Here is an 18,916-nt window from a genome sequence, read left to right on the forward strand (position 1 = left end):
ATTATCTACAAAAGTTTATTTTCCTAAGGTTTTCTTTATTAACCATCGTAAATTGCGTTATATAATTATTGATTAATTATTTTTAGCTGATACCCAATTGCTGTGAAAAGTTCTTTTGCCGTAAGCGCCTTAGTTTACGCGTTTTTGCTTTTTTTTGTGGCTTGCTCCCCAAAAAAAACTGATCGTAACCGAACTGTTTATATCCGATCAGAAAACGGCCGGTATACGCTGATAAAAAACGGCCGCCCCTTTTTTGTGCGCGGCGCTGCAGGTTATACCAATCTGGCTACATTAAGGCAGGCAGGCGGAAATACCATCCGTACCTGGGATACCCTACGCCTGGGAACCATCCTGAAAGATGCTGAACAAAACGGTCTGTCGGTAATTGTAGGGCTTGATATGCCCGACAATCAAAACATGGATTGGTTTTACAACAACCGGGCTACAGTTTCTGCTTTGTTGAAATCGTACCAAAAAATTGTAGACCGGTATAAAAACAGCCCCGCGTTGCTTTGCTGGTGCCTCGGTAACGAGCTCCCTTTTCCGCTTAAACCTTCTTTTTATAAGTTCTACCAAACTTTTAATGACATGGTGGGCATGATTCATTCAATTGACCCGAACCACCCGGTTACCACTACTGTAATTAACTTTCAGCCCCAAAACATCCTCAACATTAAGTACCGCACAGATATTGATTTTATCTCTATCAATATTTTCGGTGAATTGCGAAATCTGAACCAACAGCTTGACAAATACAAGCGGCTATGGGACGGGCCGTTCATGATCACAGAATGGGGAATTGACGGGCCATGGTTAGCCCATGACCAAACCACCTGGAATGCCTATATTGAAGAAAACAGCACAAAAAAAGCAGAGCAATACATTTCAGTATATCAGAAATACATGCCTGTCCGCAATCCGCGGTACTTGGGTTCGCTGGTATTCTATTGGGGCCAGAAACAGGAAACCACCCCTACCTGGTTTAGTTTGTTTGACCGCGAGGGCAATCGTTCTGAAGCGGTAAACGCAATGCAGTATCTCTGGACCTCTAAAAAGAGCGACATAAAAGTTCCGCAGATCAGGTACATGTTATTGAATGAAAAAGGCTCGCGCGATAACATCTTCCTGAAGCCAGACAGCATGGCGAATGCCCATGTCATGCTTAATGATCAAGACTATGCTAAGTATAGCTACGAATGGCAGCTGATGGCAGAGGACTGGTACCAACCAGACAACCACAACAGCACTAAAGCCTTAAAGCCGATAGGTGCTATACAAACCGGTATAGGAAAAACCGCTTTCCCCTTCCGCGTTCCTCATAAAGAGGGCGCATACCGGGTTTACGTCTACATCCGTGCCAAAAACCACACTTTTGCTACCTGTAATACGCCATTTTATGTTCTGCCCGCACCATGAGAGTACCACATAAAATAAAACAACCCACCCGCGGGCAGTATGTTGTACTCAGGCTGATGATCGTAATCGGGCTTTGCTCGGTGTTCTTTCTTTTGCGGTCGCTTTTTGCGAGAGAAGCAATGGGCGAACGACACCTTTACATCCTGTTAATGGCAGCCTTTACTTTTACCAGTTTTAAGGTTTTGTATGAATGGTATCATTACTGGTCTATCACTGTTCCCGAAGCACCAACTAAGCAACGCGAATGGACAGTAGACATTCTTACTACATTTTGCGAGGGCGAACCCTATGAAATGATTGTGGAGACTCTGAGTGCCATACAGCAGATCACCCACCCGCATGAGACCTACCTTTGCGATGAAGCGGACGACCCTTATCTGCGCGAAGTGTGCAGGCAGTTAGGTGTGCATCACATTACCCGCGAGATAAAAATTGATGCCAAGGCAGGTAACATCAACAATGCGTTAAGATTTTGCAAAGGTGAGTTGTGCGTAGTACTGGACCCCGACCACGTGCCCAACCCTGACTTTTTAGACCATGTGGTAGATCATTTTAATGATGAAAACGTTGGATATGTGCAGGTAGTACAGGCCTACAAAAACCACGATATAAGCTGGGTGGCAAAAGGCGCGGCACAACAAACCTACCAGTTCTACGGCCCCATGATGATGACCATGCACGCTTACGGAACCGCGCAGGCGATTGGGGCAAACTGTACCTTTCGCCGCAGTGCTTTAGATTCAATCGGCGGGCACGCTGCAGGCCTTGCAGAAGACATGCACACCTCTATGCAGTTGCACGCTAAGGGCTGGAAATCTGTTTATGTACCAGTAGTGGTAACCGAAGGCCTCGTCCCGGCGACACTCTCCGCCTATTATAAACAGCAGTTGAAATGGTCGCGCGGGGTGTTCGAGCTATTGGTTACATCATATATCAAACTGTTCACCAAATTTAATTGGAGGCAAAAATTGCATTACGGCCTGCTGCCGCTTTTTTACCTTTCCGGCTTCGTATTTCTCATTAACTTTATAGTTCCCATTATTTCTTTAACTATAGGTGCCTATCCCCTTAAGGTAGATTTCTCTGCATTTGCACTGGTGAGCCTTCCGTTCGTCACCTCTGTCATTGCCATCAGGCACTACGTACAGCGCTGGGTAATGGAAGAGAATGAACAGGGTTTTCATATTATTGGTGGCTTTTTACTTATCGTCACCTGGTGGGTGTTTATCGTAGGGTTCATTTATACTATTATCAGGAAAAAAGTCCCTTATATACCAACGCCTAAAGATATTGCTGACGAAAAAAACTTGCTCATCAACATCCCGAACATTAGCATTTTCATCCTATCAGCTGCGGCCATTGCATTCAGCCTGTATACAGATTTGAACCCTTATAACCTGATTATGGCGGGTATGGCGGCAATTAACTGCTGCTTTATGGTATTTAGTGTAATGATCAGCCAGCAGTTTGCATTCAGAACTTATAAGCAAACCAAGCCCATTATTACGGCTATAGCTAAACGGGTAAAAGCGTTGAAAGTAAGTTTCTGGTTTTTCAGGCGGCGGCTTTATTCCGGTGCGCGCAGTGTAGCGTTTATGTTTGTGATCCTGGCCGTATGTGCAAGCCTGTTCGAGTTTAAATACAAATCGCGCGATAGTAACAAAGAGCGACCTATAAAACGGGAACGCGTTTTCCTGTCCGGTATTTTTTACCCTGCTGCCCAGGGGGGTATCACTTCTATAAACAATGTACAAACACTGCAAACTGCACAGCATGTACATTTTGGTTTAATCTCTGCCTATATACCCTGGGGTGATAGCAGTAGCTGCTTCCCTTCCAAAACGATGCTTGATTCGATCTACGCCAACCATTCTGTCCCGATGATCACCTGGGAGCCCTGGCAGAAGTTATTTAAACATGGTGGTATTGCTGTGAAAGACACGCTTGTTTTTTCGCATATTCTTAAAGGGCAATTCGATAAATACATTGACCGGTTTGCTTTGCACTTAAAGGCCACTCGCCAGCCTGTTTTCCTGCGCTTCGCGCACGAGGCGGATAACCCGTTCTACCCCTGGTCTCAACGGGGTGGTAATACACCCGCACAGTTTAAGGCGGCCTGGAAATACGTTCACCAGCGTTTCGACAAGCTTGGCGTTTACAACGTGGCTTGGGTTTGGAACCCATGGAAACCGCAGAACGTGGAAAAATATTTCCCGGGGGATGATTATGTAGATTGGATCGGTGTAACCGGCCTTAACTTTGGCAGCCATAATCCAGGCGGTAAGTCTTACGGCTTCGCCCAGCTTTATACCCCGTACCACCGCCTGGCGCTAACGCGCCGAAATATCCCGGTGATGATCGCAGAGTTTGGCGCTTTAAACCAGGACAGCTTGCAGCGGCAATGGTTACAACAAGCCCGAAAAGATATTGCTACACAATTTGGTGAAGTGCAGGGACTAGTGCTGTTCAACACCGCTTTTGACCATAACATACCAGACGGCTCGACAGGTGTATTGAATTGGACAGTAGCTGATGCCGGTGTTTTAAAAAGTGTTTTTAAAAACAGCACTAAAATTGATGGAGAACGGGCTTTAACTAACGCATCTCCGGCAGCAAACAGCAATGCTTATTTTTCAAAAACACTGGATAGTATCCGGGGTGTTATTTATGCCAAACAACGATATTGGTACAAAAACCCTGCTCCGCTGACGAAGAAAGTGATCAGAACGGATTTTACAATGATTAAAAATGTTGGCGCAAATACCATCAAGATCTTCGGACCTAACCATTATTATGATCGCTCAACCACCGAAGTGGCAAAGAATACCCATTTAAACATTCTCTACTGTTTCTGGCTTCCCGATGCGGCCAATTTTACACGGGACAGCACCATCTTAAATGCCTTCGCTAAGGTGGTCATCTCTAACATCCGTTCTAAACGTACCGATCCGGCCATAAAATCATGGAACCTGGGAAACACTCCACTGCAACAACTTAAAGCCCTTTACTTACAACCACAGCTTTTTGCAGCACAGGAAAAGTATATCCGCTGGCTGGCCGGGCTGGTTGCAGCAATAAAAAAAGAAGACCCTTCACGGCCGCTAACGATGGATCTTATCGCCGATCCTTCACTCCTGCCCTTGAGCGCACGTTTGCACGAAAGTATTCCCCAGATTGATGGGTTTGGTTTAAGGGTAAACAATCTGATCGATACAACGATGATACACGATATATGCGTTCCCTACTTTTTTAGCTATATCCGCCCGAAGCAATACAAAAAAGTTACCGGTTTAAAAAAAGGAGCTGTTGTAGAAGAATGGCAAGACCAGCAGACCGATAATAATATTGACTTTGATGGCTTGAACGACATGTGGGGAAGGCAAAAACCCGAACTTGCGCTGCTTAGTAAACTTTGGAACGGTCACGAATTGCCGAATAATTTACCGCAGGTGAAGATCCTTCGCCCGGCAGCTACCACACTTCCGGGCGCTTTGCTCACCTACCATGCACTGGTTTATCAAAATAACGAATGGCAACTGGCTAACCCGCGAACTTCGGCTCTAACATTTGAATGGCGTTTGCTGGAACTTGATCAGTATGGCCATGTCACCAGCATGACCAGTGTCGGCAACGGTGCCAGTATCAAATTAAGCATCCCCGAAAATGCCGGGCAATACCGCCTGCTGCTTACAGGTGTAAAAGGCGCGCAGGCGACACTCGCTATTTCCACACTTAACCTTCCGCTATGAATTCATCAAAACGCAGCGCATTTATAATTATCGTATCAGTTATTGTACTGTTATCAGTAGCGGCTTTCTATTTCAAGCAGCCCCTTAAAAAGCGTTGGGCTAACGAAGCTGTGGAACGTTTTGATGATATATCTGTTGGGGTATTTAACCGTAGAGATGCCAGGCCTTTTGTGTTACCTGAAAAGTTAGCCCACCTTACCCTCATCTGGCGTAACACTGCTCTTTGGAACGATGATGCACGGTTGAAAGAAGCTATTGCCCGTGGCAATGTTTTAGTTACAATTGAAACCTGGTCTAACGAGACATGGGGCAGTGCCGGCGCAGACAATAACGTACTTGCCGAAACGCTGAAAGGCAACTTTGATGCGCAGATAAACCGTCTTGCCGCTATCGCTAAATCTTCCGGTCACATGCTTTTGGTACGCTGGAACCCGGACATGGAAGTACCCGTACAAAGATACCCCTGGCAATTGCAATCACCTAAACAATATATCGAAGCCTTCAATTATTTCAGTGCTCAATTAAAACGCAAGGCGCCAAATGTAAAACTGATCTGGGCGCCATCCGGCTATCCTGGCGATAGCGAGTATTGGCCCGACGCAAAAAACGTTGACCTCATCAGTATTACTCTGAAAGGAACTTCGGAACAGATGCTCGCAGAGAATCCTTATACTTTGCTATCTGCACCCAAATTATTGGCGGCTAAACTGCACCATATGCGATTTATGGCTAAACCGGTAATTATTCTTGGCAGTCAACAACTCAACCCGTCCAATTTCAGACAACGCTGGGTTGAAGATTTTGCGGATACTGTTCAGAAGTACCGTAACACCATCTATTCGCCTGGATATTTTATAGAAAGCATCCCTTCGAAACCTACTCGGATCCAACTTAAAGTGGGCGTGTTCGACGAAAAAAAACGAATTAACCAACTGCCCGGCATCAGCGTAGAACACATTTTTACTGATTGGGGCGAGATACAAAGAGGAGATTTTAAACTTAAATTCGACAGTACTATCTCCCGCAAGCATGATGCTATCGTAACGGTAGAACCCTGGAAAGATACAACCCATCGCTCCGACCCGAACGTGCTTGAGCATGTGGTAAAAGGGAATTACGACAAAACAATTAAAAAGCTTTTTGCTGTCATCTCTAATAGTGGGCAAACAGTTTATCTTCGATGGGCACATGAAATGGAAATCCCTATTCACCGGTATGCCTGGCAAAGTTCAGACCCGATTACCTACATAAACGCATTTCGCCATTTTATGGCTTTTGCCAAAGCATCTAATATCCGCAAAGTATGGGGCCCGGCGGGCGATCGCGGCTCTGCAGATTGGTTTCCGGGAACTGATGCTGTAGACTTCATTAGTATAGCTATTTATGGCTTGCCGGACAAAAACATTACGGATTACAATAGGCAGGAATCTTTTGCGACGATTTTCGACCGGAAAAATTACCGTATGCGTTTTCTTGAAAAGCCGTTTTTCATTACAGAGTTTGGGATTAAAGGTCCGGAGCGTTACCAGCGTAAGTGGTTGCACGATGCCGCATCCGTTATCAAACAGAATAAACAGGTTTTTGGAGTTTGCTACTTCAATTTGTATGATAACCCGAAAGCATGGGGAAATATAGAAGCGCCAGACTGGAGTATTTCAACCGCAAGCATGACCGCCTTTTTGAAAGATTTAAACTTGCAGTAGTTCACTTAGCTGCAATGGATTGAGAATTTATATCCAAAAAGCCATTCCGCCTTATTAATTCAACAACAATATTATATTATCAGTATATTATATTTATCTTAGGTGGACGTAATAGTTTCTTTGTGAACGGTTGGGCAGATAAAATTTCAAGAGGATCCGATTTAACGTCTGACTGGCATGCCTTTATTTATCAATCAAGTGAGCCAGCTTTTAAACGTATTTATACCCATTACTTTCATTACTTTTCTTTTATTGGTAATAAGAAAGGGTTTGATGCCGCATTAACACAGGACACTATTAACGAACTGTTTCTTTATGTATGGGAAAATCAGGAACGGTTGCCGCATGTTAAAAACCACCATAACTACCTGGTAACTTCGTTTCTACGCAGGCTCTATAAAGACGACAGCATTGAAACAGAAGATGTAGCCGGTTTAACAGACCTGCCGGATTCGCTGGTGGTTCCATCAGCAGAAACCATACACATCTATAATAACATTAATAGCAGGCATAGTGAAGCGCTGCTGAAAGTGGTAAATAATTTACCAGAACGGCAGCGATTGATGATCTACCAGAAGTTTTATCTGGGTTTATCTTATAACGAGATTGCAGAAAGCAACAATGTTTCAATAAATACTGTATACAATACCATCTACAAGGCTATTTCGAACCTCAGAAACGCCATTAATGATGAAGACATACTAATCTTCAGCCTTGCTTCGGCTTTTGTTTTATTTTTTTTATTTTTTTTCAGATAAGAGTAGTGAAAACGGGAGATTAATTACTCTATTGTTTGAAAAGCAATAGAAATGGATCAAATTCAATCCGAAAACTTACTCAAAGAAGAATCTTTTATAAATTTTTGCCTTGAAAAGAACGACAACGACGTCCTTTACTGGCAGGAATGGATTAAAGAACATCCTGAGAGTGAGCCGGAGATAAAAAAACTCCGAAACCTTATCACCTCTTTAAGTATTTCATCAGCGCAACAACAGGCACAATCGCAATATGTAATTTTGCAGCAAAGTATAAAGCGCCCGGCCAACATTATTTACAAGCTAAAAATCCGACGGCTATCTTATTATGCGGCGGCCTCCTTTTTAATTTTCGCTTTAATTGGTTCGTATTTCCTGTTTACCCACAAAGGCACGCAGAACAACTACAGCGCAAATAAGAAACACGACATTTCGCCTGGCGGTAACAAAGCCTTGCTGATTTTAGCAAATGGAAAGAAGATTGATCTTTCTGACGCAAAAAGTGGCCTGATAGCGAGCGAAAAAGGCGTTAGCATTTCGAAAAGCGCTGATGGCCAGATTGTTTACAAGGTTAATGAAACATCTGCTACCCGCAATGAGGTAACAGCCGTGATGAATACTATCCAGACACCAGCCAAGGGCCAGTTTATGGTGGTTTTACCGGACGGTACTAAAGTTTGGCTGAATGCTAAAACCACTTTTAAATACCCTTCCGTGTTTAATCAGGACGTAAGGCAGGTTGAGCTAAATGGCGAAGCCTACTTCGAGGTGGCGCACCAAAATATCCCCGGAACCAAAAAACGTGTACGTTTTATAGTTAAAACGATAGTTGCCGGCCAGGCAGATAAAGACCAGTATATTGAAGTATTAGGTACCCATTTTAATGTGAATTGCTATGAGGACGAACCTTCGGCTATTACTACTCTTCTTGAGGGTAGCGTTAAGGTAAGTCAGCCTGCTCGAAATCGTGAGGCCATGCTGCTTCCCGGCCAGCAATTGATCAATGGCGAAGGCAAATTCAACGTGGCTGAAGCCAATACTGATGCTGCGATTGCCTGGAAGAACGGTGATTTTGTATTCCACGAAGATATCCGCAGCGCTTTAAGAAAAGTAGCGCGTTGGTATGATGTGGAAATTAGTTATCAGCCCGGTGCCCCTGAACACCTGATGTTAGGCGGATGGATATCCCGGCAAAACAAACTGTCAGAAGTGCTAAACCTGATGGAAGCCACTGGCAAAGTACATCTTAAACTTGAAGGAAGGAGGGTTTTGGTCACAGAATAGCTACTAATAAACGATCCAATCCCTGGTAAATAAAAAAGCCAAAAGTGCTGCGAACACTCCTGGCCCTTATTTGCCTGGTTTTACCTGAATTAAACTAACAGTTAAACCCGCAAAAACGCTGGTGCTTCCAACAATAGCGTTTTGCAACAACAAACTAACAAATGTATAAAATTTATACTATTGATTTTGTCGTGCCCAAACGACAGCTCCAAAAAACCCTGCGTATTATGCGATGGACCACCCTGTTTCTATTGGTTGGCCTTCTTCAGGTAAGTGCGGCAAGCCTTGGCCAGCGCGTTACACTGAAGAAGCAAAATGCTTCTGTTGAAAGTGTATTACAGGAAATACACCGTCAGAGCGGTTTCGACATTGTTTACGACCTGAATGTCCTGTCAAAATCAAAACCAGTTACCATTGATCTGAAAGACGCTACCGTTCAGGAAGCATTGTCTTTAACGTTATCTGGCCTGCCGCTAAATTTCGAGGTGGAAAACAAGAAGATCGTGATCAGGCAGAAAACCTTTCTGGAGAAAATTAAAGACGTTATCCCCACAAAAGTTGATTTCCGCTGTGTAGTTACTGATAGCCTTGGCAATACCTTGCCAGGGGCTACTGCTTATGTTAAATTTTCTAAAACAGGCTACGTAGCCGATTCAAAAGGTGAGTTTGTAGTACCTAACGTTGCTGAAGCAGGCGTAGTGCTTGTAGTATCCTATTTAGGCTACCAGACGCAAGAAGTTTATTTTAACGTGCGTGATAAAAGCCCCTTCAAAATCACCATGAAGCCAGCCATGAACCGCTTAAACGAGGTTTCGGTTATTTATGATGGTTTTACCAAAATATCAAAAGAGCGTGCAGCCGGTGCTTACTCTACTGTAGACCGCGATCAGATTCTATCTACGCCAAGCCCCAATTTATTAGAAAGGCTTGTAGGTAAAATGCCAGGCGTAAACTTCGATATCAGGAGTAATACCATCCAAGTCAGAGGAGTGAATGATTATACGACCGTTGGCCAACCGCTGATTGTGGTTGACGGTTTCCCGCTGATCAGCCCTAATGATCAACCTCGTATTAACACGGCACTTGGTTCGGTCTCTGGCAATGCGATTATCAACCGTTTTAACCCGGATGACATCGAGCAGATCACTGTACTGAAAGATGCTTCTGCAACTTCTATCTGGGGTTCGCGCGGTGCAAACGGTGTGATTGTTATTGAAACGCGTAAAGGCAAAAAAGGCATGCCTGTTTTGAATGTAAATTACACATTAGGGGTTTCACAACGTCCGAACCTTAAGCAACTGGCCTGGATGAACAGCAGCCAGTATATCGATTTTGAGCAAGATCTGGTTAACCGCGGCATCCTTACAGACCCTGCTTTAGCCCCAAGTTACAATGCCCTTTATACCGCAAATAACAGCGACGCCACCGAGTGGATGTTCCGCGTAAAAAGAGGTACGGCAACAGCTGCCCAGCGCGATGCCGCGCTTGCAGAATTGAGCACACATAATTCGCGCGACCAGATCAACAAATACCTGCTGCAAAACAGCATCACCCACCAGGCAAACATCTCTGTATCAGGCGGAGCTGAAAACACAACCTATAGTGTGTCAGGAAACTACACCAGGAACACCCCTTTTTATAAGAATAACTATGGGGAAACTTTCTATCTAAATTCTAATCTTTCTTCCGGCTTATTCAACAGACACGTCATTTTTCATACCGGTTTAAATTACCAGTATGATAATTCTAAATACAACGGCGCTGCAGTTGACGCCTTGTCAAATTCAACAACCTCATTAAGGCCCTATGATAACCTGGTAGATGCAAACGGCAACACAATCCAACGTACCTTCATCTTCAGGCAATCAATTGCCGATGGCTTAGTAAGTAAAGGTTATCTGCCATTTAGCTACAATGCGCTTGATGAATCCAATTATTCAAACACCTTCTCTAAAACTAACAGCTTCAGGGTAAATGCAGGCTTAACAGGTAAGTTTACTAATTGGTTAAATGCAGATGTGTCTGTAATGACGCAAAGGCAGGTACTGGGTGTTAATACCATAAATGAACTAAACAGCTATAGTAACCGCATCCAATTAAACACCGCAACATCTGTTGGCAACAACGGACAATTGGTTTACGGTATCCCTTACGGCGGCAATTATTACGAAGACAATAACAGCGCTTACGATACCGGTATCAGGGGTCAGCTGAATTTTGATCATACCTTCAAACAAGATCACCAGGTAACGGCTTTATTGGGTACAGAAATACGCGAAACTGGCAGTAAAGAATCCAGCTCTACAAGATATGGCTATAACCAGGATGCAAATACGATAGGGGTATTTAATCCAGGAGTGTCTTACATGACCATGTATGGTTATTCTCAAACACTGTCCAACAACCTTTCGGGTATAAGTGAAACCAGAAGAAGGTACTTATCTTATTATGGTAATGCCGGGTACAGTTTTAAAGATAAATATTTTGCAACCGGAAGTTTCCGTTTTGATGACGCTACGCTTGTGGGCGTATCACGCAGCGTAAGGGCAAGGCCTTTCTGGTCAACAGGTTTGCGATGGAATGCAACCAGAGAGAATTTCCTAAGCAATATCAGCTGGCTATCTAATTTAGCACTGCGTGCTTCATACGGTATTTCTGGTACTATACCAACAACCGGCTCTAATGTTACATTATTTAGCGTAAGCAGCAATTCTGATAGCCGTACCGGTTTAACAACGGCCGCTATCAACACGCCCGCTAATAGTTCCCTCAGATGGTCAACTACCAAACAATTGAACTTTGGTACAGACTTCAGCCTGTTCAGGGGCAGGTTTATCGGAAGCTTCGATATCTACAACAAACGTACAGATGGCATTGTAAGGGCACTTCCGTTTAACCCAACTTACGGATGGTCAAGCTTGTCTTACAATACAGCAAAAATGACTGGCCATGGTATCGATCTGGGCCTGACCGGTGAAATCATCAAGTTAAAAGACTTTCATTGGAGCTCTACTTTTAATTTCACTTACACTACTAATAAAATCACAGACGAGCGGTTTACCAATCTATCATCCAACCTGATAGCCGGTGCATCAAGTGTAAATGGTCTTCCTGTAGGATCTTTGTTTGTTTATCGCTGGGCAGGGTTGGATAACCAGGGACAATCCCAGATTTATGACAGAAATGGCAAGGTGATCTCTGCGAGTACATCTATAACTAATTTTACGCGTGATGATCTGAGATATGCCGGTGTTACCTATCCCCCGTACACAGGTGGTTTCTTTAATACGTTTACCGCAGGGCCTTTAACTGCTACCGTACAAATGGCCTACTATTTCGGTAACGTGTTTATGCGCCAGTCTGTAAATACCAACAATTATCCAACCAGCGGCAATTCACAGTTTTACGGAACAATTGGTAAAGTTCAAGACATGGCTTATCGCTGGCGCCAGCCGGGCGATGAGGCAAAGACCAATATTCCCGGTATACAATACGCAAGCTACAACAGTATCTATCGTTACCAATACTCAGACGCATTGTTAGAAAAAGGCGACCATATCCGCTTACAGCAAGTAAGTCTTTCATACACTGTACCGGCCAGGTTGTTACCTAAAAATTCAATAAAGGCTTTATCAATAGGTGCAAACGTGCAAAACCTGGGTATCATCTGGCGGGCAAATAAAGATCATTTAGATCCCCTGTTCACCAATACCAACAACTATGCAAACCTGCCTCCGGCAAGAAATTATTTACTGCGTTTAAATGCTTCATTCTAAAAAACATGAAAAAATATATATATGCCATGTTAATGCTGGTTGCCACAGCAACCAGCTGCCGTAAATATGTTGAAATTACTCAACCTGGTATCCGTACGCCGAAATATACAAGCGACTATCGTTACCTACTTGACAATGCTTCTACTTTTGAAGGCAGCTACAGCCTTCCCATACTATCCGGCGACGATACAGAATACACCGATGCCAATCAACAGAACGTTATAAGTAACACTTGGGCAAATGCATATACCTGGGCAGATTATTATGTTCCGGAATCTGCGGGTGATGTTGATTGGGAAAAAATGTACAAAATCATTTACAATTGTAATTCAGTAATAGATGGCGTATTAAAATCACAGGGTGGTTCTGATGCTCAAAAGCAACAGCTTTATGCCGAAGCACTGGTTCACCGCGCCAATTGCTACCTGACACTGGTAAACCTTTACGCTAAACAATACACTGCATCAACTGCCGGAACCGACCTTGGCGTACCCCTTTTGTTAACGCCTGATCTTTTTGCCAGTTTGCAAAGGGCTACAGTAAGTACAGTTTACAGCCAGATTGTGAACGACCTGAAACGTTCTGTAGCTGCACTGCCCGGGACACCAGCCTATAACATCCGCCCTTCAAAAGCGGCCAGCTATGCGTTGTTGGCAAAAGCCTACTTAAATCTTCGCGATTTTAACCAGGCAGGATTATATGCAGATAGCACACTTCAGTTACAAAGCACCTTACTGGATCTGAAAAACTATAGCGCTGCACCAGGCACCATACCTAAAAGGCTGGTAGACCCGGAGATTATTTTATCTAAGATCGTAAACGGAAGCTTTACAGGTATCCCAATCAGTGCTTATGCACTAAACCTGTTAGGCACCAGTGACCTGCGTTATACTTTATTCACCCGTGACGGATCCGCATTTTACCCTTCATTTAAGGGGCGGGCCAACTGGAGGTATTCATTGAACGGCGAGTTCGTGATCCAGACCGGCCCTTCTGTACCGGAAGTGATGCTGATAAAAGCAGAATGTCTTGCACGCCAAGGTAACCCATCAGCTTCGGTTGCGGTTGTTAACTCACTAAGAAAAAAACGTTTCCTGGATGCCAATTATACTGATCTGACTGCTGCCGATGCAGATGCCGCGCTGAAGATTGTTGTAGACGAACGCGAACGGGAATTCACCGGTCGTGGATTCCGTTGGTTTGACCAAAAGCGTTTAAACTTAGATGCCAATTTTGCAACAACCAAAACAAGGGTATTTAACGGCGTCACCTATACGTTGACACCTACCAGCAACAGGTACCTGTATCCTATCGGGCAGAAATATGTTTTGATGAACCCCGAACTACAGCAAAATCCAAGATAAAACAAATCATATCTATGTTTAAATATTCATTAGCATTATTGATGCTATCATTTACCTGCGCTTCGGCGCAGGTAAATTCAAACCGGTTATCTGTTACGCCTAAAAAGCCTGTACCGGGTAAGCCTGTCGAGTTGGTATACGATGTAAAGCTGGGTAAGCTCGATCAAAGCAAGCCCATTAAAGCTGCATTTTATCAATTCAGCAATTATGAATGGCACACAGACACCGCTTTGATGCAAAAGCAAGGCGAAAACGCCAAAGCCAGCTTTAATTTGTTACCTGCGGCATCTTTTGCGGCAGTCAAATTTTACCAGGGAAGTTTCCATTCGCAAGAGGCTGCCGATAATAACAATAAAAAAGGCTTCCCTATTCTGATTACAGACTCAAAAGGCAAAACACTTCCCGGTGGAGCATTGGCACAGGCTCTTTTTAAACTCCCCGGCTACAACGGTGGCGTGCCGGATTACTTTGCCAGTAAGTCGCCTATGCTTTCTGCCGATTCCCTTTCACTATTGCTGAATGAAGAATTAAAGCAAAAAGGAAGTACGCCCACTAAATTTTTAAACAAATACCTGGCTTTGCAAAGAGCAATCAAGGGAGATAAGTTTAAGGCAGACGCGCCGGCTATGATCGATAAGCTTCTCGAAGACAAAAACCTGGACGAAGACAATCTGATGGAGCTTCAGCGCGTGGCCCAATTCGAATTAAAGGATGCAACCCGTGGTGCCGCCATCCAAAACCTGATACTAACCAAATATCCTAAAGGAAGCTTTGCCCGCTTTCAGGCCTATCGTGACGCCACTCAAAATGTCAAAAGCAACGAAAAGGTAATTGCTAACAGCGAGCTCTTCTTAAAGAAATTTCCGATAAGCGAATGGCGTCAACATCCTACCAATCAGGATTTTATTTATTACAGCCTTTATCGCAACCTGGCGACTGCGTATTTCGATAGCGGTGATTTTGAAGCCCTTCAACGATTAAGACCGGATTGGGATTTTAAAACCGAAAACGAAGTATACCGCTGGAATATAGAACGTGCTTATATGCTTAAATCTGTCCCGGTAGCCAAATTGCAGTCCCTTGCGGATAGCCTTTACAAAGATCTACTGGTAAAAGTAAATGACAAATCCTACTTAACTGATTTTGATTCTTATGCTGCGGCAAAAGAGAATGCTTTTGCTCAATTGAAAAACCGGACGGAAAACGAGATCAACATTCACTACCAGAACGGAGATTACAAGGGGGCGTTAACCTATTATGAGCTACTTCGCCCGCAGGAAAGATTTGCCAATGCAGATATTAATGCCCTCCATCTGGACTTGCTGGACAAGACCGGACAAAAGCAAATGATTCAACCCCTATTAGAAAATAGTCTAAGGAATAATGCCGTTACACCGGAGATGTTTGACAGGTTAAAACAGTTATATACAGCACAACATGGTAATGCCGAGGGGTACGATAACTACCTGGCTTCGCTGAAATCTGCAGATAAATTATCTGAATTGCAGGCCAGCGTTAGGGCACACATGACCAAAGTAAATGTCGACTCTTTTGATATGGAAGACATGAATGGCAATATGGTGCATTCATCAAACTGGGGCGATAAAATCGTGGTGATTGATTTCTGGGCTACCTGGTGCCGCCCATGTATTGCGGCTTTCCCGGGGATGCAGATGCTGGTTGATAAATACGCCAAAGACCCTACCGTAGACTTCTATTTTGTAGGCACTATGCAATTTGGTGATTACAAGCAAAAGGTAAAAGACTTTATGAAACGCGAAGGATGGCGTTTTAAAGTACTGCATGATAATGTGAACCCCAAAACGGGCGAACAGAACCAGGTATTTTCTGGTTATGCGAAACTGTTCAGTTCGTCAGGCATACCGCGTAAAATAATTATCAAAAACGGGGTAATGCGTTATACAACAGAAGGCTACTCTGGTAGCCCAAGCGAACTGGTGGATGAAATATCATACGCTATTGAACTATTAAAAGCAGAAAAATAAAATGTATAAGAAAATAATCATAGCACTTAGCTTGTCCGTTCCAGTATTGGCTCATGCACAATCGCTTCAACCGCAGGACAAACTAAAAGCAGCCATGAACGCCATAAAAAAATACTATGTCGATTCATTAAGCGACAAAACACTGGTAGAGGCCGCTATTAAAGGCATGTTTACCGAACTTGACCCGCATTCGAAATATTTCAGCAAGAACGAAGCAAAAGCCATGACCTCCGCCATGCGCGGCAATTTTGTCGGCGTTGGGATTGAGTACATGATGCAGAACGACACAGTTTATGTAACCCAGATTTTACCTGATGGCCCTGCGGAAAAAGCAGGTCTATTACCTGGCGACCGTATCCTGAAGATCAATAAAGAGAATGCTGCAGGCGTAAAAAAATCCTACATGGATATCCTGAACGCGATCAGGGGCGAGAACAAGACGGTTGTTAATTTAGAGATCTATCGCCCGGCGGCAAAGGAAACCATGGACTTTGCTATTACCCGTGGTCCGGTGATTGATCGTTCGGTAACGGCTGCGTACATGCTCGATGATAAAAAAACAGGCTATATCGCTATCCGCATCTTCAGTCAGAGCACAGTCAACGAAATTGAAAATGCCTTGAAAAAACTGAAGCAGGAAGGCATGCAGCAACTGATCCTTGATCTGCAAGGCAACGGCGGTGGTTACGTGCAGGCTGCCTTGGGAGTTGCAGACGAGTTCTTAAAACGCAACCAACTGGTGTATTACGTCATGACCCAGGATAAAGGTAAGGACTACTATTATGCTTCTCAATCGGGCACTTCATGGGGCGGTAAATTAGCAGTACTGGTAGATCAGAACACGGCTTCTGCCAGCGAAATTCTTTCCGGTGCATTGCAAGATTGGGACCGTGCGGTAATTGTCGGCCGTCGTACATTCGGTAAAGGCCTTACCCAACAGCCGATTGCCCTACCAGACAGTTCTGTACTGGAATTAACCGGCGGTCGTCTATACACCCCGGCAGGCAGATCGGTTCAAAAACCATATAAAGGGGTAGACTATCAGGCGGATATTAGAAACAGGTATACAACCGGCGAGTTATTTAAAGAATCTACAAGGCAAAAAGCAGACTCTCTTAAATTCAAAACCTTAGTAAATAAGCGTATTGTTTATGCAGGCGGTGGTATTACACCGGACAAATTTGTGCCGTTAGATAGCTTGCAGGATGCTTCATGGCTGCGATCTGTAGCATCTGCGGGTTATGTCAACAATGCCTCCTGGAAAATTGCCGACACGCAGCGTCAGGAGATCAAAAAGCAATATCCGGATATCACCACTTACATTGCCAATTATAAAGTTCCTAAAAGCACCATCAATGACATTGTAAAGTCAGCCGAGAAACAAGGTTTTAAACTTGGCAAAGAAAACAAGAAAAGAATCCTCGATTTACTGGCATTAGAAATTAAAGGCCAGGTTGCTAATCAGGTTTATGTTGGTCGCGAGAATTACTTGCGTGTGATTAATACCGAGAATGACAGCATCAATGAAGCGTTAAAAATACTGGATAGCACACCTGAATACAATGCTTACCTGGAAGGAAAGACCATTGCCAGCACGAATAAATAAGTAACTATTAACTATTACAATCAATAAAATGAGAAAGATTACAGCAATTATATGCGCAGGCTTATTTGCGCCATTATTGTCTGCCGCGCAGCAAGGATATATTATTCATGGTAAAATCGGCAGCCTGAACAAGCCTGCAAAGGCTTACCTGTCTTATAAAAATGGGGAAACACGTATAATAGATTCTACGGATATCGTCAACGGAAATTTCGAGTTCAGGGGAAAAGTAAATTCTGTTAAAGAAGCCGGAATAAGGGTAAAGCATGATGATGCCCCTGAAAACCCGACTATCCACCAGGTGTGGGACTTGTATCCCTTCTTTATTGAAAACAAAGAAGTACGTATAGAGGCTGCAGACTCTATCAAAAATGCGAAGATCACCGGCTCGGTTTTAAATGACGATAATGCAAAACTTACCGCCTTATTAAAACCGATTTATGACAAACTTACCGCCCTTAACGATGAGTATAAAAGCAAGAGCCCAACAGAGCAGTCGGACCGTGCCTACATTCAGTCGTTAGAAAAAAGAGCGCAGGAAGTGGAAGACGAAATCTTAAAAGCGAAGCAAAATTACGCACTTACGCACCCGAACTCGTATCTGGCAGTACTGGCCCTTAACTCAACATTAAAAGATGGCTTTGACGCGGTTGCTTCAGAAAAAATCTACAATAAACTAAGCCCGGAAGTAAAAAACACTGAGCTTGGCCAGTCTACACTGAAAAGAATCCTGGAGTTTAAGAAAACACAAGAAGGAGAGCCTGCACCGCAGTTCACCCAAAACGACGTGAACGGCAAGCCAATTAAACTATCTGATTTCAAGGGTCACTATGTACTGGTTGATTTCTGGGCTTCATGGTGTGCACCTTGTCGCCGCGAAAACCCTAACCTGGTTAAATCTTATGCCATGTATAAGGATAAAGGTTTCCGGGTGTTAGGTGTATCCCTTGATAAAGCTGCAGATAAAGAAAAATGGCTGAAAGCAATTAAAGACGACGGCCTCACCTGGACCCAGGTATCAGACCTGAAAGGCTGGGCAAATGAAGCTGCCGAATTGTATGGTGTAAAAGCGATACCGATGAACTTTTTGGTAGACCCGCAAGGACGCATCGTTGCCAAATATCTGCGCGGAGAAGATCTTAACAATAAACTAAAAGAGATCTATAAAAATTAAGTTTACCATACCCCTATTAAGACCTAAGCCTGCAGCCAAATCTGCAGGCTTTTCTGTTTACAGCCATTACTTCTGCCATCAAATAG

Annotated in this window: 10 protein-coding genes; all 10 read left to right on the forward strand. The window is 43.8% G+C overall.

Annotated elements, in window-relative coordinates:
* The first annotated feature begins 102 nt into the window (after positions 1-102).
* The 10 genes from MUY27_RS03945 to MUY27_RS03990 all read left to right on the forward strand — a co-directional run bounded on the left by MUY27_RS03945 (position 103) and on the right by MUY27_RS03990 (position 18,830).
* Positions 103-1,416, forward strand: a complete 1,314-nt coding sequence (locus tag MUY27_RS03945) for a glycoside hydrolase family 2 TIM barrel-domain containing protein (protein ID WP_245128682.1) — start codon at positions 103-105, stop codon at positions 1,414-1,416.
* On the forward strand, positions 1,413-5,165 hold the full coding sequence (locus MUY27_RS03950; protein WP_245128683.1) for a glycosyltransferase: 3,753 nt from the start codon (positions 1,413-1,415) through the stop codon (positions 5,163-5,165). The genes MUY27_RS03945 and MUY27_RS03950 overlap by 4 nt, the downstream gene beginning before the upstream one ends.
* Positions 5,162-6,868 carry a glycoside hydrolase family 26 protein gene (locus tag MUY27_RS03955; protein WP_245128684.1) on the forward strand — a complete coding sequence of 569 codons (1,707 nt, stop codon included), beginning with the start codon at positions 5,162-5,164 and terminating at the stop codon, positions 6,866-6,868. The genes MUY27_RS03950 and MUY27_RS03955 overlap by 4 nt, the downstream gene beginning before the upstream one ends.
* Positions 6,869-6,990: 122 nt before the next feature.
* A complete protein-coding gene (locus MUY27_RS03960; RefSeq protein WP_245128685.1) occupies positions 6,991-7,626 on the forward strand; it encodes an RNA polymerase sigma factor in 636 nt (211 codons plus the stop codon).
* A gap of 51 nt (positions 7,627-7,677) precedes the next feature.
* Positions 7,678-8,907, forward strand: a complete 1,230-nt coding sequence (locus MUY27_RS03965) for a FecR family protein (RefSeq protein ID WP_245128686.1) — start codon at positions 7,678-7,680, stop codon at positions 8,905-8,907.
* Positions 8,908-9,068: 161 nt separating this feature from the next.
* Positions 9,069-12,683, forward strand: coding sequence for a SusC/RagA family TonB-linked outer membrane protein (locus MUY27_RS03970; protein WP_245128687.1), 3,615 nt, complete (start codon positions 9,069-9,071; stop codon positions 12,681-12,683).
* 5 nt (positions 12,684-12,688) lie between these two features.
* The gene (locus MUY27_RS03975; RefSeq protein WP_245128688.1) at positions 12,689-14,047 is read left to right on the forward strand and encodes a RagB/SusD family nutrient uptake outer membrane protein; all 1,359 of its coding nucleotides are present in this window, start codon (positions 12,689-12,691) and stop codon (positions 14,045-14,047) included.
* A 41-nt stretch (positions 14,048-14,088) separates the two neighbouring features.
* Positions 14,089-16,053, forward strand: coding sequence for a TlpA family protein disulfide reductase (locus MUY27_RS03980; RefSeq protein WP_245128689.1), 1,965 nt, complete (start codon positions 14,089-14,091; stop codon positions 16,051-16,053).
* Between the two features lies 1 nt (position 16,054).
* Complete coding sequence (locus MUY27_RS03985) at positions 16,055-17,659, forward strand: S41 family peptidase (protein ID WP_245128690.1); 1,605 nt, start codon at positions 16,055-16,057, stop codon at positions 17,657-17,659.
* A gap of 28 nt (positions 17,660-17,687) precedes the next feature.
* The gene (locus MUY27_RS03990) at positions 17,688-18,830 is read left to right on the forward strand and encodes a TlpA disulfide reductase family protein (RefSeq protein ID WP_245128691.1); all 1,143 of its coding nucleotides are present in this window, start codon (positions 17,688-17,690) and stop codon (positions 18,828-18,830) included.
* Positions 18,831-18,916: the final 86 nt, after the last annotated feature.

It is taken from the genome of Mucilaginibacter straminoryzae (genome assembly GCF_022953055.1).
Classification (GTDB): Bacteria; Bacteroidota; Bacteroidia; order Sphingobacteriales; family Sphingobacteriaceae; genus Mucilaginibacter; species Mucilaginibacter straminoryzae.